The organism is Mesorhizobium sp. ORS 3428, from assembly GCF_001854785.1.
Lineage (GTDB): Bacteria > Pseudomonadota > Alphaproteobacteria > Rhizobiales > Rhizobiaceae > Mesorhizobium.
In genome coordinates this window covers 67,634-89,576 of record NZ_MDFL01000001.1, presented here as the reverse complement: position 1 = coordinate 89,576, position 21,943 = coordinate 67,634, and the positions used below count along the sequence as shown (strand labels likewise).

The 21,943-nt window shown below is 64.5% G+C and carries 19 protein-coding genes; 4 read left to right on the top strand and 15 right to left on the bottom strand.

Translation table 11 applies throughout. The features are described 5' to 3' along the window. Window positions 1–12: 12 nt before the first annotated feature. The 4 genes from ORS3428_RS00400 to ORS3428_RS00385 form a co-directional block, all read right to left on the bottom strand. The gene (locus ORS3428_RS00400; RefSeq protein WP_071093829.1) at window positions 13–987 is read right to left on the bottom strand and encodes a PfkB family carbohydrate kinase; all 975 of its coding nucleotides are present in this window, start codon (window positions 985–987) and stop codon (window positions 13–15) included. Continuing rightward, complete coding sequence (locus ORS3428_RS00395) at window positions 984–2,018, bottom strand: ADP-ribosylglycohydrolase family protein (protein WP_071093828.1); 1,035 nt, start codon at window positions 2,016–2,018, stop codon at window positions 984–986. The genes ORS3428_RS00400 and ORS3428_RS00395 overlap by 4 nt, the downstream gene beginning before the upstream one ends. A gap of 1 nt (window position 2,019) precedes the next feature. Continuing rightward, entirely contained in the window at window positions 2,020–2,745 is a 726-nt protein-coding gene (locus ORS3428_RS00390) for a GntR family transcriptional regulator (RefSeq protein WP_071093827.1), read from the bottom strand. Window positions 2,746–2,863: 118 nt separating this feature from the next. Further along, a complete protein-coding gene (locus tag ORS3428_RS00385; RefSeq protein ID WP_071093826.1) occupies window positions 2,864–4,057 on the bottom strand; it encodes an MFS transporter in 1,194 nt (397 codons plus the stop codon). 383 nt (window positions 4,058–4,440) lie between these two features. Here ORS3428_RS00385 and ORS3428_RS00380 point away from each other — a divergent pair, with 383 nt between their 5' ends. From ORS3428_RS00380 to pcaF, 3 genes are read left to right on the top strand one after another with little or no spacing between them, the layout of a single operon-like run. Beyond that, window positions 4,441–5,298, top strand: a complete 858-nt coding sequence (locus tag ORS3428_RS00380; protein ID WP_071093825.1) for a CoA transferase subunit A — start codon at window positions 4,441–4,443, stop codon at window positions 5,296–5,298. Beyond that, window positions 5,295–6,098 (top strand): CoA-transferase subunit beta, encoded by an 804-nt coding sequence (locus tag ORS3428_RS00375; RefSeq protein WP_108722932.1) that lies wholly within the window; start codon window positions 5,295–5,297, stop codon window positions 6,096–6,098. The genes ORS3428_RS00380 and ORS3428_RS00375 overlap by 4 nt, the downstream gene beginning before the upstream one ends. Further along, complete coding sequence (pcaF, locus tag ORS3428_RS00370) at window positions 6,099–7,304, top strand: 3-oxoadipyl-CoA thiolase (protein WP_071093824.1); 1,206 nt, start codon at window positions 6,099–6,101, stop codon at window positions 7,302–7,304. A 31-nt stretch (window positions 7,305–7,335) separates the two neighbouring features. Here pcaF and pcaD read toward each other — a convergent pair whose 3' ends face one another. The 6 genes from pcaD to ORS3428_RS00340 form a co-directional block, all read right to left on the bottom strand. After that, window positions 7,336–8,133: a 3-oxoadipate enol-lactonase gene (gene pcaD / locus ORS3428_RS00365; RefSeq protein ID WP_071093823.1), complete on the bottom strand. Its 798-nt coding sequence runs from the start codon at window positions 8,131–8,133 to the stop codon at window positions 7,336–7,338. A 95-nt stretch (window positions 8,134–8,228) separates the two neighbouring features. Further along, the gene (locus tag ORS3428_RS00360; protein ID WP_071093822.1) at window positions 8,229–9,083 is read right to left on the bottom strand and encodes a sugar phosphate isomerase/epimerase family protein; all 855 of its coding nucleotides are present in this window, start codon (window positions 9,081–9,083) and stop codon (window positions 8,229–8,231) included. A gap of 1 nt (window position 9,084) precedes the next feature. Then, on the bottom strand, window positions 9,085–9,861 hold the full coding sequence (locus ORS3428_RS00355) for an ATP-binding cassette domain-containing protein (RefSeq protein ID WP_071093821.1): 777 nt from the start codon (window positions 9,859–9,861) through the stop codon (window positions 9,085–9,087). After that, a complete protein-coding gene (locus ORS3428_RS00350; RefSeq protein ID WP_071093820.1) occupies window positions 9,858–10,850 on the bottom strand; it encodes an ABC transporter permease in 993 nt (330 codons plus the stop codon). Before ORS3428_RS00350 ends, ORS3428_RS00355 begins: the two co-directional genes overlap by 4 nt. A gap of 118 nt (window positions 10,851–10,968) precedes the next feature. Beyond that, window positions 10,969–11,958: a sugar ABC transporter substrate-binding protein gene (locus ORS3428_RS00345; protein WP_071093819.1), complete on the bottom strand. Its 990-nt coding sequence runs from the start codon at window positions 11,956–11,958 to the stop codon at window positions 10,969–10,971. 76 nt (window positions 11,959–12,034) lie between these two features. Next, complete coding sequence (locus tag ORS3428_RS00340; RefSeq protein ID WP_071093818.1) at window positions 12,035–13,108, bottom strand: LacI family DNA-binding transcriptional regulator; 1,074 nt, start codon at window positions 13,106–13,108, stop codon at window positions 12,035–12,037. Between the two features lie 142 nt (window positions 13,109–13,250). Here ORS3428_RS00340 and ORS3428_RS00335 point away from each other — a divergent pair, with 142 nt between their 5' ends. Continuing rightward, on the top strand, window positions 13,251–14,282 hold the full coding sequence (locus ORS3428_RS00335) for a hydroxyacid dehydrogenase (protein ID WP_071093817.1): 1,032 nt from the start codon (window positions 13,251–13,253) through the stop codon (window positions 14,280–14,282). A gap of 130 nt (window positions 14,283–14,412) precedes the next feature. Here the strand turns inward: ORS3428_RS00335 and otsB are convergent, their stop codons facing one another. The 5 genes from otsB to ORS3428_RS00310 all read right to left on the bottom strand — a co-directional run bounded on the left by otsB (window position 14,413) and on the right by ORS3428_RS00310 (window position 21,867). After that, on the bottom strand, window positions 14,413–15,192 hold the full coding sequence (gene otsB / locus ORS3428_RS00330) for a trehalose-phosphatase (protein WP_071093816.1): 780 nt from the start codon (window positions 15,190–15,192) through the stop codon (window positions 14,413–14,415). After that, window positions 15,189–16,973, bottom strand: a complete 1,785-nt coding sequence (locus ORS3428_RS00325; RefSeq protein WP_071093815.1) for an alpha,alpha-trehalose-phosphate synthase (UDP-forming) — start codon at window positions 16,971–16,973, stop codon at window positions 15,189–15,191. The genes otsB and ORS3428_RS00325 overlap by 4 nt, the downstream gene beginning before the upstream one ends. Window positions 16,974–17,288: 315 nt before the next feature. Next, window positions 17,289–19,454: an amylo-alpha-1,6-glucosidase gene (locus tag ORS3428_RS00320; RefSeq protein ID WP_071093814.1), complete on the bottom strand. Its 2,166-nt coding sequence runs from the start codon at window positions 19,452–19,454 to the stop codon at window positions 17,289–17,291. 41 nt (window positions 19,455–19,495) lie between these two features. Then, window positions 19,496–20,554: a glycosyltransferase family 4 protein gene (locus ORS3428_RS00315; RefSeq protein ID WP_071093813.1), complete on the bottom strand. Its 1,059-nt coding sequence runs from the start codon at window positions 20,552–20,554 to the stop codon at window positions 19,496–19,498. 98 nt (window positions 20,555–20,652) lie between these two features. After that, window positions 20,653–21,867 carry an MFS transporter gene (locus tag ORS3428_RS00310; RefSeq protein WP_071093812.1) on the bottom strand — a complete coding sequence of 405 codons (1,215 nt, stop codon included), beginning with the start codon at window positions 21,865–21,867 and terminating at the stop codon, window positions 20,653–20,655. Window positions 21,868–21,943: the final 76 nt, after the last annotated feature.

Here is a 21,943-nt window from a genome sequence, read left to right as displayed (position 1 = left end):
TTTGCGGGCTTGTTAAGTTGTGGCCTCTTGCTTCCGGCCATGCGCGGTCGTCGCTTGATCGCGATGGGCAAGGAATTCCTGGATTTCGTTGTCGGTCGGCGCCGACGAGCCGCCGTGGCGCGTGACGGAAAGCGCCGCCGCCGCGTTGGCATAGCGGGCCGCTTCCCAGGGCGACAGCCGGCGCGACAGCGCGCTGACGAAGGCGCCGATATGCGTGTCGCCGGCGCCATTGGTGTCGACGGCGGTGACCGCAAAACCGGGGATCGCCCGCGTGCCGCCGTCGGCCAACCGCACCAGGCAGCCATGCGCGCCGGCGCGGATGATCACTCCTTCAGCCTTGGGGCAGTGCTGGGAAAGCAACCGGACGGCGACGGTCTGGGCATCGCCGGCGCCGGCGATTTTGGCGGCTTCATCGGTGTTGCAGCTCAGCCATGTCGTGCGCGCCAGCACCCGGTCCAGGATCGGGCGCGGAATCTCCGCGATCACTGGCGTCGGATCGAATACGAAAGGAATTTCCGGCGGCAGCGCCGCGATCCAATCGGCAAGCGTATCGCGGCTACCGGGATAGCTCAGCGTGTAGCCCGAGGTGAAAACCCAATCCCCCGGCGAGACCTTGACGGGCGTCATCATGTCGGGCGTGAGCACGCTCTCCGCGCCCGGCCAGGACACGAAAGTCCGCTCGGCGTCGCCGCTGATCAAGGCGACGCAATTACCGCTGTCCATCGAGGGCGACGGCGGCATCAGCGTCTCGATGCCCTGCGACGCGAAAGCGGCGCGCAGGAAATCGCCATCGGGACCTGTTCCCAACCGGCCACCGAACACTACCTTCATGCCGGTGCGGTTCGCCGCGACCATCATGTTGAAGCCGCCGCCGGCGACACGCGCGTAGTTCGACGCGGTCTTTTCGTTACCGGGCGCCGGCAAGGCATCGATGCGGTAGACATAATCGACGACCGCGCTGCCGACCTGGACGAGCCGTCCGCTCATGCCGCAGCCTCCTTGCCGGAACCGCGCGAGGCCCGCGCCGCGACGAGATCCTCGGCCAGCGCGCTGACCTCAGCGAGATCGATGCCTTTCAGCCGTGCGATGCGATCCTGCGGCAGGCGAGACAGCCCGGCACAGGCGCCCGCCATGCCGGCAGCAATGGCGCCGATCGTGTCGGTGTCGCCACCGAGGTTGGCGCTGACGACGGCCGCCCGCCAGGCATCGCCTTGCGCAACCTCCAGCACCGCGAACGCCGCCGGAACCGATTCCTGGCTGGCAACGCCTGTGCCGATCAGGTCCACGATCAGCCCGATCGCTTCTTTCTCCATCTTGCCGCGCACCAGCTTCTGCGCCCAGGCGATCCGCGCGCCGATATCGCCGCCGGTCACCCAATGCCCGAGCGTTGCTCCGAGCGCTGCCGCCGCCACCGCGCGCTCTGAAGCCGCGCGCCAGTCGCTCCCGGCAAGGCCGCTGCTGACGGCCGCCGCTACTGCGGCAGCCGATGCAATGGCGATCGACGTGTTGTGCGTTGCCCGGCAGGTTTCGGCCACCTTCGCAACTAGCGCTTCAAGAGGCTCTGGCGGCATCATGATGCCGACCGGCGCGATGCGCATTGCCGCGCCATTGGTGTCGCCGCCACGCCCGGCCTCTTCCGCCGGCACGCCGTCATTGATGGCGTCGATGGCGCGCTTGGTCGAGGGTCCGAGCAGGTCATAGCTGCCCCGCGCCTTCACATCGCGCTCCCAGTCGAGCAGCGCGTTGACCCAGCGCGCATGATCGAAGCGATCGGCGGATTTGACAAGGATGCGGCCAAGGAGCAGCGCCTGCTCCGTGTCGTCGGTGATGGCGCCGGCGGGCAGCCCTTTCGAAACCGGATGGTCGGCCGTGGGCGCGACGAAATCCTCGACATGGCCGTAGAGCGCGGCGATGCGGGCCGGCGACAGGAGCTGCGTAGGCATGCCCAGAGCGTCGCCGAGCGCGCCGCCGATAAGTGCCCCCATCGCCCGGTCGATTATCTCGGCCGTGTCCGCCATGCTAGAACTCCAGATGCAGGGCGAAATGCGCCGGGTTGAGCAGGCTGGTGACGAATTCGATGGCGCGTCCGTCCGCGGCGCGCGTCAGGCGCCGCGTGCGCAGGAATGGCGTGCCCGGCGCGCAGTCGAGGATCGCGGCATCGGCGGCGCTCAGCATCTCGATGTCGGCCCATTCCTCGCCGTGGTCGGGAACGAGCCCCGCCCCGCGCAGCGTCTGGTGCAGCGAGCCTTCGCGCAGTCCGCGCAGCGGCACCTCTTCCAGCTCCGGCGATAAAGGCAAGCGGCTGCGTTCGATCGAAATGGCGTGGCCGTCATCGGCATTGGTGCGCACGCGGTCGACGGCGATGAAGGACGGATTGTCCACGCCGAGCCTTGCCGCAAGCTCCGCGTCCTCGATGACCTCCAGCCGCAGCGTCCGGGTCTCAGCGTTGGCGCCTGCATTGGCAAGCGCGCGCGACCAACCGATGGCATCATCGACCGGCATGCCGTCGAAAGTGACGAACGATCCGATGCCGACCTTGGTGGTGATCAGTCCGCGGTTGGWCAGCTCTTCAAGCCCTTTGCGAACAGTGTTGCGGCTGACGGAGAAGCGCTGGACGAGCTCGTTCTCGCTCTGCAGGCGGTCGCCGAAGCCGAGGCGGCCGGAGCGGATTTCATGTTCCAGAACCGTGGCGATCTGCTCGGGCTTGCCAGTGCCGGGAGTGAGTTGCATCGCGCGACGGGCCATATCACTACCTGTTCAATGAACCTGTATAATCCTGTTCAATATTGGATTTGAAGGGCGATGTCAATCGCGAAGAATCCGCGGGGAACGACAACCTTGGATCCTGAACCCGGCAGACGCTTCAGCGCTCTTCCGGCGGCTTCAGCTCCCGGAACTGCATCAGCAACAGCAAATCGTAGGCGATCTTCAGCGCCCCGCAGATAAGCAGCGGCCACGCCCGGAACGATGCAGCGAAGAGAGCGCCCGCCAAGGCAGGGCTGGCCGAGGCGGCCAGGCTGCGCGGCACCGACGTGAAGCTCGCGGCAGCTGCCCTCTCCGCCTCGGTGACGACGGCCATGACGTAGGACGAGCGGGTCGGCACATCCATCTGCGAGAGAGCGGCCCGGATCGACAGGAGGACAAGCGCCAAGGGAAGCGTCGGCGCCAGCGCCGCCAACATCAGGGCGATGCTGGACGGAATGTGCGTGAACACCATCGTGTTGACCAGGCCGATGCGTCGCGAGAGYAGGGCGGCCACAGGAAACGAAAGCGCCGACAACATGCCCGCCCAGAAGAAGAAGACACCTGCCTGCGAAAGCGAGAGATTGAATTGCTGGAAAAGCCAAAGGGCAAGCAGCGATTGGACGACGAAGCCTCCCGCAAAGGCATCGAGACTGAAAAGCGCGGCAAGCTTGAAGACAATGTTTCGCGAGGGGCCGAGCGCGGCGGCTGTTCCGGTCGCCGATGCCGGACGGCGCGGGATGCACGCATAGAGCAAGCCGCCGAGCAGACCGAGAAGCGCGTAAAGGACGAACATGGCTTTGATGCCGGCAAATCGGTCGAGGCCAACCGGCGCCAGAAGGTCGGGCAACCCCGCAGCGAGTCCGCCTGCGGCGCCTGCGAACGCGCCCACGAGACTGTAGCGCGCGAACATTCGCGTACGCTCGGTCTCCGTGACCTCGCGCGTCAGCACGGCGTGCTCCAGCGGCACGAACACGCTGACGCTGCCGGCCGAGGGATTGATGGTGCCGGCGAGCGCGACGACCAGCAGCAATGCGTAGTCATGGACGATGGTAAAGGCCACGCCCGTGGCGATCATCAAACCGGCGCCGGCCAGCAGAAGTTGACGATGATCGCGTCTGGCGCCGAGGAAACCGACACCGATGGTCAGCAGCGCGGAGCCAAGCAGCGATGCCGTGGCGATGACACCGACCTGTAGAGGGGTAAATCCGAGGGCGAGCAGGTAGACGGGCAGCAGCACGGCCACGAAACCGTCGCCGAAATCCCGCAGCGCGCGGGCGGCAAAGAGAAAAGTCGCTGGATGTATCCGCAGCACAGGTCGTCTCTCGACGGTTTGCTTCCGGCATCAGCGTAATTGCTTTCGCAGCCAGGCACATCGCCGGAACTAAAGATCTCGTTCTGGAGGAGAATCAAACCTGCCAGCCGGCGGTGTTGGCCGCCGTCAAACGATGAAACTCCTCCACGCGCTGCTTTGCCTTGAGCACCACCGGCAGGATCTCGCATTCCATCGCTTCGACCGAGAGCCGGCAAACGCGTCGAGATATTGATGGCGGCGACGGTAGGGCCGGCGCGGTCGCGGATCGGCACGGCGATTGAGCGCAAGTTTCAGCTCCGCGTCGACGATGGCGAAGCCGTCCGCCTGCGCATATAAAACTTTGTTGGCAATGCGAACTTGTTGAAAATCGCCGGAGCTCATGGATGGTCAAATTCCTGCCGCTGCAAGAGGCTGTCGCGGAGAATCTGCAGAACGGCGATACCGTCGCCTTCGAGGGCTTCACCCACCTGATCCCGACCGCTGCGGCGCATGAGGYCATCCGCCAGGGCTTTCGCGACCTGACGCTGATCCGCATGACGCCCGACCTGATCTATGACCAGATGATCGGCATGGGCATGGCGAGGAAGATCGTCTTCTCCTATGTCGGCAATCCGGGCGTCGGCCTGCTCAGGCGCGCTCGCGACGCCATCGAGAACGGCTTTCCGCGACCGATCGAGGTCGAGGAGCACAGCCATGCCGGCATGGCCAACGCCTATGAAGCGGGCGCGGCCGGCTTGCCCTGYGCGGTGTTCCGCGGCTATCGCGGTGCCGGCCTCGCATCGGTCAATCCGAACATCCGCTGGGTCACCTGCCCGTTCACCGGCGAGGTGCTTGCTGCCGTGCCGGCGCTCCGRCCCGACGTTACTTTCATCCACGCACAGAAGGCCGACCGCAGAGGCAACGTGCTGGTCGAAGGCATCATCGGCATCCAGAAGGAAGCGGTGCTCGCCGCTAAACGCGCGGTYGTGACGGTCGAGGAAGTGGTCGATAATTTCGACGACCTCCATCCCAATCTTACGGTGCTGCCGGGCTGGACGATCGCGGCAATCTCGGTCGTGCCGGGCGGCTCCCATCCTTCCTATGCCCATGGCTACTATATGCGCGACAACGCCGCCTATCTCGAATGGGACGAGATCGCTGCCGACCGCCAGCGCTTCCAGGCTTGGATGCAAAAGAACGTCATCGAAAGCAGCGCGGACGACTTTGCCGCCCGCGTCGAGCATCTGAGGAAAGTCGCATGAGCGACGTGAGGGATCCGGGCTTCACCCCCAACGAGATGATGACGATCGCCGCCAGCCGCGCGCTGAAGAACGAGGACGTCTGCTTCGTCGGTATCGGCGCGCCGTCGGCCGCCTGCAACGTCGCCCGGCTGACGCATGCCCCCGACATYACGCTGATCTATGAAAGCGGCACCATCGGCACCGCGCCCGACGTTCTGCCGCTTTCGATCGGCGACGGCGAATTGTGCGAGACGGCCGTCACTACGGTCGCCGTGCCGGAGATGTTCCGCTACTGGCTGCAGGGCGGCCGCATCTCGATCGGCTTCCTGGGCGCCGCGCAGCTCGACAAGTTCGGCAACATCAACACCACCGTCATTGGCGACTATGCGCATCCCAAGACCCGCCTGCCCGGCGGGGGCGGCGCGCCGGAGATCGCTACGTCGTCAAGGCAGGTGTACATCACCATGGCGCAGTCGAAGCGCGGCATGGTGGAAAAAATCGACTTCTTCACCTCCTTCGGCCATGGCGAAGGCGGCGACCACCGCAAGCGCCTCGGCATCGACACTGCCGGTCCGACGCTCTTAATCACCGACCTAGTCATCTGGAAGCCTGACCCGGTCACCAAGGAATTCACCGTCGTGTCGCTGCATCCGGGCGTCAGTCGCGAAGAGGTGCAAGCGACCTGTGGCTGGACGGTCAAGTTCGCCGAGGCCCTTGACGAGACGTCGGCGCCGACGGAACTCGAGCTCAAGACATTGCGCGACCTGCAGACCCGCACCAAGGCCGCGCATCAAGGGACCGGCAAAGGGAAAGCTGCATAAATGACAGACGCCTTCATCTGCGATTACATCCGCACGCCGATCGGCCGCTTCGGCGGCTCGCTGTCCTCGGTGCGGACCGACCATCTCGCCGCCGTCCCGCTGAAGGCTCTCATCGAACGCAACGCTGGTGTCGACTGGGCGGCGGTCGACGACGTCGTCTATGGCTGCGCCAACCAGGCCGGCGAGGACAACCGCAACGTGGCGCGCATGGCGCTGCTGCTTGCCGGCCTGCCCCAGGACATACCGGGCTCGACCGTCAACCGGCTCTGCGGTTCGGGCATGGATGCCGTCACCATCGCCGCGCGCGCCATCAAGGCGGGCGAGGCCGAACTGATGGTTGCCGCCGGCGTGGAATCGATGAGCCGTGCACCCTTTGTCATGCCGAAAGCCGACACCGCTTTCTCGCGCAACGCCGAGATCTATGACACCACCATCGGCTGGCGCTTCATCAATCCGCTGATGAAGAAGCAGTACGGCGTCGATTCCATGCCGGAGACCGGCGAGAACGTCGCCGAGGATTTTTCCGTCGGCAGAGCCGACCAGGACGCCTTCGCCGTGCGCAGCCAGGACAAGGCGGTGGCCGCGCAAGCGAGTGGCCGGCTGGCGAAGGAGATCACGCCGGTGACCATCCCGCAGAAGAAGGGCGATCCAGTCGTCGTCTCGAAGGACGAGCATCCGCGCGCCGGCACGACCATCGAGGCGCTGGCCAAATTGCCGACGCCGTTCCGGCAGGGCGGCACGGTGACGGCCGGAAATGCCTCCGGTGTCAATGACGGCGCCGCCGCCCTCATCGTCGCTTCGGAAGCGGCGGCGAAGAAACATGGCCTGACGCCGATCGCGCGCATTCTCGGCGGTGCTGTCGCCGGTGTCGCGCCACGCATCATGGGCATCGGCCCTGCGCCGGCCACGAAGAAACTCTGCGCCCGGCTCAGCCTGACGCCGGGCGAGTTTGACGTCGTCGAATTGAATGAGGCCTTCGCCTCGCAGGGCATCGCCGTGCTGCGCGAGCTTGGCATCGCCGAGGATGCGCCGCACGTCAATCCGAATGGCGGCGCGATTGCGCTCGGCCATCCGCTCGGCATGTCGGGCGCCCGCATCACCGGCACGGCGGCGCTCGAGCTTCGTGAACGCGGCGGCCGCCTGGCGCTCGCCACCATGTGCATCGGCGTTGGCCAGGGCATCGCGATTGCGCTGGAGCGGGTCTGACACCGCATACGATCGTTTCGACGAGCGGAGTTCAACGCCTGCCAAGCGAGGCGACGAAGTCGCGGATCAGGCTGGCAAGCGCGTCGGGCTGCTCGATGCAGGTAATATGTGCCGCATTGCGGATCACCTCGAAGCGCGCACCGGGGATCAATTCCGCCAGCGAGCGGACAAGTTCCGGCGGCGTCGAGCCGTCCTGGTCGCCGACGATGCAGAGCGTCGGCACCCTGATGCGTCGGGCGGCCTCCGTGAAATCCGCATCTCGGACCGCCATGCAGGTGCCGAGATAGCCGGGCAAAGCCTGCCTGGTCAGCATGTTGCGGCATCCGGCCAGTTCGGCCGCGCGGGCAGAGTGGAAATCCGGCGTGAACCACGTCTTGAGCACGCCGTCGGCGATCGCCTCAATGCCGTCGCGCTCGATGGTTGCGATACGCGTGTTCCAGCTCTCGGCAGTGCCGATCTTGTGCGCGGTGTCGCTGAGGATCAGCGCTTCGACGAGCTCGGGCCGTCGCGCGTAGAGACCCTGGGCGACCATGCCCCCGACCGACAGGCCAAAGACCACCACCTTGTCGAAGCCGAAGTGATCAATGAGCGTAACCAGATCGTCGACATGGTCGTCGATCGAGCGCACGCCGGCGCCGAGATCCGAAAGCCCATGGCCGCGCTTGTCGTAGAGCAGCAGGGGCATTTCCCCCCCAAGCCGCGCGACGATTTCGTCCCAAATCCGGAAGTCGGTACCCAGCGAATTGATGAAGATGATCGGAGGCGAAGTGCCCGTCGCTTCGATGGTGCGATGGTGCAGCGTGACGCCGCCGATGTTGACGAATGGCACGATTTCGATCCTCCGAAGCTATATTGCAGGAGGTATCTGGTTCGGCAAATCGAGCCGTCCAGGATTCGAGCGCTCCTCACACGGAACGTCACCACCTATCCGAGCGTCAGCCCCGCCTTTCTCGCTTCCTCGCGCAGGAAGGGCAGGCCGACCTCGATAACGTCGCGCGGGTCCTCCGCCACCGGGCGCCACACCGCGAGTCCGCCGGCGATGTCGACGTCGACATGGTTCATGCTTTCGAGCGTGATTGGGCCCTCATAGCCGATGTCGGCGATCGCCTTCATGCAGGCCGCCCAGTTGAGCATGYCGCGCCCCGGCACGCCGCGATTGGCCTCCGACACATGCACATAGCCGAGGAAGGGAGCCGCCGCCTCGAAGCCCGCGGCAAAGCTCTCCTCCTCGATATGCATGTGGTAGGTGTCGAGATGGATGAAGATGTTGTCGGCGCCGATCCGCTCGATGATCTTGGCTGCGTCGATGCCGCGATTGATGAGGTGCGTCTCGTAACGGTTGCAGGGCTCGATACCGAGCTTAAGGCTGCGCGACTTCGCCGATTTCGCCGCCCGCTCGAGGAAGCGGCACATCCCGTCGATCTCCCTTTGTGTCGGCGCGCGCCCGGTGGTCTTGCCGATCGTGCCATAAGTGACGCCGCCAAGCGCCTCGCTGCCAATTTCGTTGCAGACCTTGAAGGCGGGCTGCAGGAAATCGAGCGCTTCCTCGGGTCGCTCAACCACGTCGAGCGCGCGCGGCAGGCCGAGCGACGGGATGAGCTGGACGCCATAATGGTTGGCGAAGCCGCGCGTGCGCTTGGTGTCGATCTCCTCGGGCCGCAACAGCGGGATCTCCATCAGGCCGATGCCGAGTTCCTTCAGCCGATCCATCTGCGGCTCGATGCGGGCGGGGTCCCACACCGCGGCGATGGCGAAAGTGTGCAGTCCGAAAACGTTCATGTCAGCCTCGTTGTTCGTGCGCCGCCGCAACGGCGGTATCGCCGCCGCCGACGATGCGGCTGACGACTTCGTTCATGTTGGTCTTGGCGGTGACGAGATCGGCGTCCGCCCTGCCGTGGCGCAAAACAACGATGCGGTCGGTTACCGACAGCACGTCGTTCAGCCGGTGCGAGATCAGGATAACGGCGATGCCTTCCGACTTCAGTCGCCGGATGAGATCGAGAACGCTCTGCACCTCGCGCACGGCGAGCGCTGCCGTCGGCTCGTCCATGATGACGAGCTTCGGATTGAAGGTGAGCGCGCGGGCAATTGCCACCGTCTGYTGCTGGCCGCCCGAGAAGGAGCCGACCGAGCGGCTGATCGACGGCAGATGCGCCCCCAACCGATCGATCATCCGCGCCGCCTGGCGATCCATCTCGGCCTTGTCGACGAAGCCGGGGAAGAGGCCAAGCACCTTTTTTGTCGGCTCGCGCCCGAGGAAGATGTTCGAGGCAACGTCCTGCTGCTTGGCCAGCGATAGATCCTGGTAGATCATCTCGATGCCGAGGCGGCGTCGCTGGCCGGGATCGAGGGCGAGGATGTCCTTGCCGTCGAATTCGATCGAGCCGGTGTCGGCACGGTAGATGCCGGTGATGGTCTTCATCAGCGTCGACTTTCCGGCGCCATTGTCGCCGACCAGCCCGACCACCTCGCCGGCCGCGACCGACAGGTCGACGCCGTGCAGTACATCGACCGCGCCAAAACTCTTGCGGATACCGTGGAGCGAGAGAAGGGTCATACGCGCGACTCCTTCCTGACCTGGTACTGGTCGATGAAGACGGCGAGGATCAGCACCGCGCCGATCGCCATCTGCTGGTAGTAGGACTGCACCGCAAGCAGCGTCAGCCCGTTCTGCAGCACGCCCATGATTAGCGCGCCGATCATCGTGCCGAGGATCGAGGCACGGCCGCCGAACAGGTTGGTGCCGCCGATGATCGCCGCCGTGATCGCGGTGAGCTCGTAGTTGATGCCCGCGGTCGGATCGCCGGCATTGAYGCGGGCGGTGAAGAGCAGGCCGGCGAGGCCGGYGAGCGCGCCCGAAAGCGTGTAGATGATGCGGCGATGCTGCTCGACCCGGATGCCGGCGGCGCGTGCAGCACCCTCGCTGTCGCCGAGCGCCAGCGTGTGGCGGCCGAAGCGCGTATAGGCGAGCACCGCGTGCGCGACGATCGCCGTCAGCACGAAGATGATGACCGGCATCGGAATGCCGAGCGGCCTCCCTTGCCCGATATAGACGATCTCGAGTGGTAGGCCGTAGATCGCCCTGCCCTTCGAAATGACGAGCGCCAGCCCGCGCGCGAGGCCGAGCATGCCGAGTGTAACGATGAAGGCCGGCACAAAGGCGCGGGTGACCAATTGCCCGTTGATATAGCCGGCGATCGCTCCAGCAAGGATGCAACCAATCACCGCAAGGACCGACGGCCAGCCGAGATTGACCGCGACGAAGGCGCCGACAACGCCAGCGAGGCCCATGACCGATCCGAGCGACAGATCAAGCCCGCCCGAGCCGATGACGAAGGTGGCGGCGATCGCCAGCACGCCGATCGTCGACGTTGCRAGCAGGATGTTGAGGAAATTACTGAGCGACAGGAAGAAGGGCGACAAAAGCGCCATCGCCRCACTCAGCAACACAAGCACCAGCAGCGACTCCAGCCTGATATGGAGCCGCTCGACGGATGCGCGCTGCACCCGAGCCCAGACACCGGGCTGCGCCGTTTCGGAAGACATTTTTTCACCCTTCGGGTAGGGAGTAGGCAGTAGGGATTAGGCAGTAGGGCAGTAGGTGAGCACGTGATGCGGCCTGAGGGAAGGTGCTTCGTTCCCCTACTGCCCACGGCCTATTCCCTTACTTCACATATTGCAGCATCGGCTCCTTGCCCGCGTCGAGCACGTCCTTGGTCAGCACCAGGGTGGGCACGGCGATGCTGTCCTCGACCTTTTCGCCCGCCAGCGCCTTCTTGACGTTCTCGACCGCTTGCTTGCCGACCAGATAGGGAAGCTGCGCGACGGATGCGTTGAGGCGGCCTTCCTTGATCGATTTCACCGCATCGACATTGCCGTCGACGCCGATCATGGTCACCTGCTGGCCCTTGCCGGCCGCGTAGACCGATTCCACGGCACCCAGCGCCATGCCGTCATTGGCGCAGAAGATGGCGACGAGGTCTGGATGCGCCGTCAGCGTGTCGGTGGCGATCGAGGCTGCCTTGCCGCGRTCCCAGTCGCCGGGCAGCGAAGCTACGATCTGCAGGCCGGGCGCCAGTTCCTTCAGCTTGTCGGCGAAGCCCTTGGCGCGCTTCTCGCCGGTGATGTTGCCGGAGAGACCCTCGATCACCAGCACCGGACCCTTGGCGTCCTTGCCGAGCTTGGAGACGAGATATTCCGCCCCTTGCGCGCCGGCCGCGACATTGTCGGAACCGATATGGAAGGTGACCTTGACGCCTTCCTTGTCGAGCACCGCCTGATCGAGATTGTTGTCAAGGTCGACAATCTTCATGCCTGCGGCCTGCGCCGACTTCAGGCAAGGCAGGAGGTTGGTCGAGTTGATGGCCGCGGTGATCATCGCCACCGGCTTGCGTTCAAGCATGGTGTTGCAGAGGTTGAGCTGCGGCTCGGCTGCCTGGTCGCTTTCCGCCGCCTGCTGGAAGTACTTCACGCCCGCTTCCTTGGCGCCGTCCGCGACGCCCTGGGCCATCGCGCCCCAGAACGGATTGGCCAGCGTTTTCATCAGCACGCCATATTCGCCGTCCTCTGCCCTGGCGGCGCCCACGGCCGACATTACCAACGCGGCGCCCAAAGCTATGGTAAATCGATTTATTTTCAGGATAAGCGATGCCATTCCATCCTCCGTTTGTTGTCTGCGCCGGATGCCTCGGCCAKGGCCAGCGCTATTCTTCCGTTGTCGACAATGGGGGCTATTGTCGGTCTCCTCCCCCGGAATGCGGGACGTTGCCTGGCGAGCCAACGGATTCCCGCATCAATACCTTGCAAGGTTCGAGYCGCGCCCGGGGCGGGCCGCCCTCACCTTCGATCCTGCGAAACAAAACCTCCATTGCATTGCCGGCGATCTCGCGCACCGRCTGCACCACTGCAGCAATCGCCGGCCACGTCACCTGCATCCATTCGGCGTCGTCGAAGCCGACCAGCGAGATGTCGTCCGGGCAGTGCCAGCCGCGCCGCCGGAATTCGGAAAGCGCCACCAGCGTGCCTTTGAGGAACAACGAATAGACTGCCGTCGGCCGGTCGCCACTGTCGGCACACTTGGAGAAATAGTCGTGAAGCAGCGCCCGCAAAGGTCCGACATCGCTTTCGCAGAGCAAGACGTCGATGCGGATGTCGGGCGCAAGATCCAGCGCGGTGCTGCGGAACCCTTCGAGACGGGCACGCACCGTCGCCGCCTGCTGGCCGAGGCCGATCACGAGGACATGGCGATGACCCATGTCGACCAGTGCGCGCGCCACTTCGGCGCTTGCCGCGGCGCTGTCGGCCGAAACCGTGTCGAAGGCATCGTCAGCAAGCACGCGGTCGATCAGCACGCCGGTCATGCCGTTCGCCTTCATGAAAGCAGCGGCCGGCCCGTGCTCGTTGCGCACAGGCGCCAGCACGACGCCGGCGACGCGCCAGTCATGCATGCGGGCAAGGACCTCCTTCTCGCGCGTTTCCGATTCATGGCTGGAGGCGGCGACCAGTGTATAGCCGCGCTGCTCGGCGAGGCCTTCGAGCTCGCTCACCATCTGGCCGAAGAACTCGCTTTCGAACTCGGGCATGATGGCACCGATGATGCGGCGCTTGGCTCGCCGCATGTCCGAGGCAAGCGGATCGACGCGGTAACCGAGCTGTTCGACCGCATCGAGGACGCGCTGCGCGTTTTCCGGCTTCACCGTGGTGACGCCGGCCAGAACCTTGGAGACGGTGGCCGCGGACACGCCAGCATGGCTTGCCACGTCGTGGATCGACGGGCGCCGCTGCCGGGCTTGCTTCTGCGCCATTGAGCTCCTCCCGAGGCGGACAGCCATTTTGCTGCCCTGCTAAACTAACCGATAAATCGATTTTTTTCTGTTGTAAATCGTTTCACCGCGAGTAAAACACGGATGTGATTGACGCGATCCAATCGCACTGGGAGGATGAACCATGTCCGTCGAATCCTTGCCGCTGGTCATCAGCGCGCCCGAACCGCGCACGCTCGACCTGATCTTCACGCCCACGCAACTGGCGCATTTTCGCAGAAAATATCGCATCGTCGAGACCACGCCGAAAGATGTCTCGAAATTGCCGACGGACATACTGGCCGAAGCCCGCTACATCGTCGGTCAGCCGCCGATCGCTCCGGAGACGCTGGAGAAATTGAAGGCGCTGCGCTGCATCTTCAACGTTGAGACCAACCTCCTCAACAACATGCCCTATGAGACGCTRTTCGCCCGCGGCATCCATGTCGTCACCACCGGCCTTGTCTTCGCTGAGCCGGTCGCAGAACTCGGCCTTGCCATGGCGCTCAACCTGGCGCGCAACATCGTCGATGCCGACCTGGCCTTTCGGCAGGGCAAGGAGCTGTGGGGCGGCGACGGCAACAAGACCGCGCGGCTGCTCTCAGGTGCAGATGTGGGCATCATCGGCTTCGGCGACCTCGGCCGCGCGCTCAATCGTCTGCTGACGGGCTTCCGCACCCGCACCAAGGTCTACGATCCATGGCTGCCGCCTTCCGTTCTGATCGAGCACGGCGTCGAGCCGGCCTCGCTCGACAAGGTGCTGTCGGAAAGCGATTTCGTCTTCGTCGTCGCTTCGGTGACCAGCGAGAACCAGGGTTTTCTGGGTGCCGAGGCCTTCGCGAAGATGCGAAAAGGGGCCGCCTTCATCCTGCTCAGCCGCGCTGGCGTCGTCGATTTCCCGGCCTTGATGGAAGCAGTGAGAAGCGGCCATATCGTTGCCGCCAGCGACGTCTTCCCGGAAGAACCGCTGGCAAAGGACCATCCGGTGCGCGCCCTGCCCGGCTTCCTGCGCTCGGCCCACCGCGCCGGAGCGCTCGACGTCGCCTTCAAGCGCATGGGCGACATGGTGCTGGAGGACATGGACCTCATCGACCGCGGCCTGCCGCCGATGCGCTCCAAACGCGCCGAGCGCGAAACCGTGTCGCGGATGCGCTCCAAGCCGGTCGACAGGAACTAAAGCAAGTCTTCCGAAAGTGGGAACCGGTTTCGGGACAAAGACGCGTTAAAATCAAAATCTAAAGCGCATGGAGCGAATCTGAAAGATCGCGATGCGCTTTAGGACAGTGCTCGGGAAACTGGCGATGGCGCTACGCCGAGACGCGGCGGCTGAATTCTGCGTCGACCGCGCCGAAATTGGCTTCAAGCCAGGCGATCGCGCTGGCGACATCTGCGATCGCGAAACGCGCCGCGGTCTCGCCCTGCGGTTTCACGCGGATTGAGATTCCGCCCGCCGCATTGACGGTGTCGAAGCCGTTTTCGTCCGACGTGTCGTCGCCGAGGAACACCGGGCGCCGGCCGGTGAACGGATCGATCTGCATGAAGCGCCGGATCGCTGCGCCCTTGGCGGCCTCGAGCGGCATCAGTTCGACGCCGGCATTGCCGGCAATCACCCGATACCCTTCCGGCAGGCGGGCAAGTGCCGCCTCGACCAGCTCTGTCGCGCGCGCCAGCAGATGCGGCGCCGCCCGCGTATGAATGGCGAGCACCGGCCCCTTGCGCTCGACATAGACAGCCTTGCTCGCCAGCTCCAGCTCGATTTCGTCGGCGAGCGCCGCCATATCGGCCGGTTCGTCGGCGGCCTCGACCTGCCCATCGGGCGTGAGCCGGTGCTCCAGCCCGTAGAGGCCGGCGATGCGCAGTTTCAAGGGATCGAACAGCCGGTCGACAGCGTCGATCGAGCGGCCGGTGATGAAGGCGAGCGCGCCGTCGAGCCGCCGCTCGATCGTTTCCAGGAGGAGGCGCAGCTCTTTGCTGACCGACACGTTGTCCGGATGGGCCGCGTGTTCCAGCAAGGTGCCGTCAATGTCAAGGAAGAGCGCCCATCGACCTTCGGAGAGTCGTGGCGTCAAATCTGTCTGTGTGTTCATCGATAACCGACTGCCTGTCTGCGTTCGAACATGGAGACGACGTTGTCGCCATTCGCCGACCGGTCGGCTAAAGCCGTGACCCGGTCGAGCTCGTCGCGCTTCCTCAGTCGCGCCGCGTCGAGCAGCATGCTGCCGGCCCATCGATAGACATTGTTGTCCCGGACGATCTCGCGCATGCGCCGCATGCRCCCACGCTGCTCTTCCAGTCCCATTGTGAGCGCGTGCAGCATGGTCTCGCTCATCATCGCCGCATCGTACGGATTGACGATCAGCGCCTCCAGCAGCTCGCGCGAGGCACCCGCGAAGGTGCTGAGCAGGAGCACGCCCTCGTCGTCGTCGCGCGCCGAGACGAACTCCTTGGCGACGAGGTTCATGCCGTCGTGCAGGCTGGTGACGAGGCAGATGTCGGCCGCCCTGTAGATTTCGTAGACGTCCTTCTGGGAGTGATGCTCGGCGACCAGGACGACGGGACGATAGGTCTCGTTGCCATAGCGCTCGTTGAGCTCCCCGGCAAAGCGAAGACATTCGTCATGCAACTGCTTGTAGGCAGGCAACGAGCCTCGGCTGGGCGCCGCGATCTGCAGGAACACCACCTTGCCTATCATTTCCGGATGGCGGATGAACAGTTCCTCCAGTGCGTGGAAGCGGTCGAGGATGCCCTTGGTATAGTCGAGGCGCTCGACGCCGACGCAGAGCTTGGCATCGGCCGGAATGCCGAACCGCTCGCGGATGTGTTGCCGCGATTCCTCGACCGATGGCAGGGCCTTCAACATTTCGGCAGGCCACTCGATCGRAATCGGATAGGCATGCACCAGCGTCGTCTGGCCGCCATAGGACACGGCGGCGTCCGCGCGTTCGATCCGGCTCTCCATGAAGCGGTCGACGCTTTCGGTGAAGTTGTTGGCGTGGAACTGCGTGTGGAAGCCGATGATCGAGCTGCCGAGCAGTCCGTCGAGGATGCGTTCGCGCCACGGGCAGATGCTGAACACCTCCGAGTTCGGCCACGGAATGTGCCAGAAGGTGATGACGATCGCATCCGGCAGGCGCTCGCGGATCATGCGCGGCAGCAGCGCGAAATGGTAATCCTGGACAAGCACGATCGGGCGCTCGTTGCGGGCCTCCGCGACCACCGTATCTGCGAACTTGCGGTTGACGGCCTCGTAAGCCTCCCAGTCGGAATCGCGGAAGATCGGACGGGTGAAGGCGATATGGCAAAGCGGCCACAAGCCTTCATTGGCGAAGCCGAGATAGTAGCCCTGATATTGCTCGTCCGTCAGCCAGACCCGGCGCAGCGTGTAGGAGGGATTGCCGGGCGGTACCTGTACACGGTCGTTGTTGTCGACCACCACGCGGTCGGCACTGCCGCCGCCATAAGCGATCCATGTGCCGGCACAGGCGCGCGTGATCGGTTCGAGCGCCGCGACCAGCCCGCTCGCCGGCACAACCAGTTCAACCTCGCCGTTCCTTTCGTTGTGGATGTAAGGCTCGCGGTTGGAGACGACGATGACCTGTGCGTCCGGCAAATCCTCGGTAAGTATCTTGCGCAGCGTCTCCGGCGACCAGGTGACCAGGGCAGCGTCGACCGACTGCCCGTTCTTCTCGAATTCGCGCATCACCTGGCGGGCTGCTTCCGAGGCGACATCTTCACCCGAGGCAGGCATGTTCRCTGCCCTCGCATGCTGACGGCGGTACCGAGATATCGAAAGGAAAATCGCGAGGGCGGAAAGTCCGAGACTTGCGAGGATGAGAACCCACAAAAAATCGACGCCATATTGTATCATTGAAACGCCAGGTTGCCTCCGACTRCCCGCTATTTTGTTTTCGTTCTTGCCGGCTGCGGAGCGCTGAGCCGGCACCAATTTTGCAAACGCATGAACCGGTCCTGGGTTCCGACATTTTTCGATTATCGGACGCGCGCTTGGGAATTCGGCACTGGGGCAATTCCAGGGACGAGCGTGTCGGTTTCCGTCCGGAATTGCGCAAAACGACCAGTCTATGGCGCGTTGCGATCATTCAGATTCGCTCCACGCGCTTTGGGTTTTGAAATTAAACTAAGTCGTTGTCCCGAAACCGATTCCCACTTCGGGAGACATGCCTTAGGTCCGCACGATAAGAGGCACCTGCCCCTCGAATCGGTCGGCGAGGAAGGCCACGACACGGTCCCCGACTCGCTGGAAGGTCAGATCGATGGATCTGTCACCGACGGTTAGATGCCGCAACGTCAGCGTGTCGATGCCGATGGGCAATTTCGGGCGCGTGACGCGCAATTCGCCTTCCCAGCCATCGACCTCCAGGCCGAGACAGGCCTGCATCAGCATGAAGGTGGAGCCTGCCGACCAGGCCTGCGGCAAGCAGGCGACGGGATAGGCGATCGGCGCCTCGCCCGGCGCCCGGGTGAAACCGCAGAACAATTCCGGAAGCCGCATGTTGAAGTGCACGGCCGCCTCGAAAGTGCCGCTCATCAGCCGCACCACGCTGTCGCGCTCGCCATAGCGCGCCAGGCCGACGCCGCACAGCGCCGTATCGTGCGGCCAGATCGACCCGTTGTGGTAGGACATCGGGTTAAAGAAGATCGCGTCGTCGGCGAGCGTCCTCAGCCCCCAGCCGGAATGGAAGGAGGCTCCCAGTAATTGGTCGGCGACGATCTTGGCGCGCTCCGGCTGCGGCAGCCCGACATAGAGCAGATGCCCGGCATTGGTGGTCCGGACCTTGCAGGGTTCGCCCGCGCCATCGATCGCCAGGGCATAGAAGTTGAGATCATCCATCCAGAAATCGCGCTCGACAGCCAGGCGCATTTCTTCGGCACGGTTTTCCCAATGCTCGGCATCGGCGAACTCGCCGCGGCGGCGCGCAAGCGCGGCAAGGCCCCGGTAGGCGGCAAAGACATAGCCCTGAACCTCGACCAGCGCGATCGGCCCTTTGGGCATGCGTCCGTCGGCATGGAAGACCGAGTCAATGCTGTCTTTCCAGCCTTGGTTGGCGAGGCCGGACTCGGCAGCGCGCTGGTAGGTGACGAAACCCGTCGCCCGGCTTGCCTCCTCCGTCCATTCGGCAGCCRCCTTGAGCGACGGCCACAATGTGTCGATGAAGGCCATGTCGCCGGTGCGGTCTGCGTAGGCACAGGCGAGATGAATGTAGAGCGGAGTCGTGTCGACACCGCCATAGTAKCGGCCGAAGGGGAGCTCGCGTAACGCCGCCATCTCGCCCTTGCGCGTCTCGTGCATGATCTTGCCTGGCTGGGAATCGATGAAGGGCGAGGTCTCCGTCGCCTGATGCTTGGCAAGAAATGCCAGCACGCCGCGCGCCAGACCGGGATTGAGCCATAGCATCTGCAAGCCCGAGATCACCCCGTCGCGGCCGAAAGCCGTCGAGAACCATGGGATGCCTGCATAAGGATAAGGCCCGGTCGGGAGCTCGGTGGTGAGCAACGCGACATCGGCGCGAGCTCGCTCGACCCAGTCGTTGAAGACGCGGCCTGAGCTCCACACCGTGGAGCCATGCCGGCGCTTGGCGCGCATGCCGAAACGAGCCCTGGCCGCTGCGGCGCGGAAACGCTCGCGTCCGGGTGCATCGGAGGCGACCTCTGGACCGACTTCGACATAAAGCACCTTGCTGCTGCGCTTGGTGACAGCGATCAGGAAGTCGGCGCGATTGTCGCTCAACTTRTCGGGGGCCTGCGAAAAGGAAATCGCTGACATGCGCGGCAATCCGTCGAGACCGTCATAGCCGAGCAGYACGGACGCCTTGTCGGTTTTGGCGACATGGACCGTTCCGCGCCGGGGCCGTGTCGAGCCGCGCACCTCGAACATGTCGCGGAAGTCGGCGGAGAAATGCAACGAGACGACTATCGTCGAATGCTCGCGGCTGTAGTTGGACAGCGTGATGCGATCGAAAAGCCGATCCTGCCAGATCAGCCTGACGCGCTCGATGTGGATCGCGCCTTGCGGAATATCGCGGCCTGCGGCGCTCTGGATCGGTAGATTCGTGAGATTGCTGGTGAACAGCACATTGTCCTGGCTGAGCGAGGCGCCAAGCAGCGACATCTGCCGGCCGCCGACAGTCAGGCGGAACTCGGACAGGACGCGAGTATCGTCGCGAAAGAAACCGTCGCCGGCGCCCCTGATGTCGCCATAGGCGTCCGTGACGGCAAAGCAGTCGCCCTGCTTGAGGGCAAACAGCCGGTGCGGTTCCCGTGGCGCCGTTTCGTCCAGCGAGGCAAGGGCCACGGCGGGATCGAGCTTGCGCTCGTCGAGTTCCATCATTTACGACCTCTTCGTTGCTGCACCCCCCAAGGCAATAGCGTTCAGGAAGCCTTCACTTCATGGGTACCGATCAGGCGCATATAGGCGGCAAGATAGTCGCGCGCCATTCTCGTCGCTGAAAACCGCTTTTCGAAGACCGCCCWGACCTGCCGCCTGTCGAGTTTGACAAGAGCGGGCACCGCTGCGGCCGCATCCTCGACACTGTCCACGACGAAGCCTGTTACCCCCTGATCTATGATCTCCGGCAAGGCGCCRCAATTCCAGGCAATCACCGGCGTGCCGCATGCCATAGCCTCGATCGGAGCGAGACCGAACGGCTCGGGCCAGTCGATGGGAAACAGGAGGCCCGCCGCATTGCCGAGAAACTTCGCCTTCTCCTTTTCCGCGATCTCGCCGACATAGTCGACCCGGTCGCCGTCGATGAGCGGCTCGACCGTCTCCTGAAAATAGGCGCGGTCGTCATCGCCGATCTTGGCCGCCAGCTTCAGCTTCAATCCCGAACGACGTGCGATCTCGATCGCGCGATCCGGCCGCTTGTCGCGCGAAAGACGTCCGAGAAACGCCAGATAAGGTTCTCCGGCGGACATCTCATAAGCAGGCGGGTAGGCATCGACCGGTATGCCGTGATGAATCGTGGCGATCCAGTTGGCATCGGGAAGTCCGCGCTTTTGGCTGTGCGAGATCGAGATCATCGGAAAGCGAGGGAAGCGTTTGTAGGCCGGCGCCAGGTCGACATAGTCGAGCCTGCCATGCGGCGTCGTCACCGTTCGTCCCGACATATGCTCGAAGAACGGAAAATGYACCAAATGGCTCAGATGGAAGTGGATGACGTCGAACTCGTCCGCCCGCTTGCGCACATCGTACAGCATAGCCAGATGCGCCGCGATCTCCGATTTCTTCGGCCGCGGGTCGAGACGGATCGCCTGGTCGCGCGCGGGCACCAGTCGCGCCGAGGTCTCGCTGTCGCCGCTTGCGAACAGCGTCACATCGTGCCCGAGCTCCACCAGCGCTTCGGTAAGATAGGAGACTATGCGCTCGGTGCCGCCATAAAATCTTGGAGGGACGGATTCATAGAGCGGCGCGACATGAGCAATGCGCATTGCTTCCCTCAAGCTGTTGACGGGAACCAAAATGCGTCAGCCGCGAGATCGTTCCTCTCAAGCACCGGCAAGTGGTGGAATGGAAGGCATCGGGCGATTTACCGCCGGCCGCCCGCAAGCTTGAGCGCTGCCGGGTTGGCCCGCAGCGCCAGCATGGCGGCCGCCCCGATTGCCGGGCCCGGCACCAGCAACAGGAACGCCCAGCGCCAGCCGCCGATGGCATCCCCGAACAGCGGCACCGTCCAGATGGCGGCGATGGTAATGGCAAAGCCGATGCCCATCTGGAAGGCCAGCGCCGATCCGACGAGATGCGGCTCGGCCAGCTCCGTCACGGCGGCGGAGAATTGCGCGGAGTCGGCGATGACCGAGACACCCCAGACCAGGGCTGTCGCAACGAAGAGCCAGGACGGACCGTCGAAGAAGACGCCTATCAGGAGCGCGCATGCGCCGGATAGCACCATCGAAAGCGCCGTGGTGTTGCAGCGACCGAGGCGGTCGGCCATCAGGCCGCCGCCGGCAGCGCCAAGCGCGCCCACCGCGATCACCGCAAAGGTGAGCAGGGAAACATTTCCGAAAAAGACCGGATTGCCGGCTCCAACCGCAGCACCCGCATAGGCCAGGAACCAGCCCCACATGGCGTAGAGCTCCCACATGTGGCCAAAATAGCCGAGATTGGCGAGCATGACTGGGCGGTCGCGGATGATTGCCCCGATCTGGCGCGGATCGACGACCGAGCGCGCGAACGGGAACGGCCCCTCATGCAGCGCGCCTGCGAAGATCGCCGCAGAGACGAATGCGCAGATCGAGCTGGCGCTGACGACGACGCGCCAGTCGATCCCCGCGCCGATGGCCCGCACGAGATGCGGCAGCGCTGAGCCGAGCGTCAGCGCCGCAATCAGCAGGCCGAGGGCCAGGCCACGCTCCCGGCGGAACCAGGTTGCCATCAGTTTGATCGCCGGAGGGTAGACGCCCGCCAGCGCGATGCCGGTGACGAACCGGGCAAGGATCGCAACGACAGCGTCGGGCTCGCTCAGCAGGACCAGGTTCGCTGCACCGGCCAGGGCCGCCGCGCCTGCCATCATGCGGTTGAGGCGCCAGCGGTCGGCCAGGCCGAGGATCGACGAAGTCRGCGCGCCGAAGACGAACCCGGCCTGCACGCCGTTGGTCAGCCAGGCCGCCGCGCCGGCACCAAGCTGCCAGCGCGCCTTGAGTTCCGGGATCACCGCCGTTGCCGAAAACCAGGTGGTGAGCGAGAGGACCACGGCCAGGCAGGCCAGCGCGAGGAACGACCAGCGCCTCTCCTCGCCCGACATGCTCACTACCCCTGAAGCGATATCGTGTAGGTGGCCGCCCCGGTCAGGCATACTTTGCCCTGGCTGTCGCGGGCTT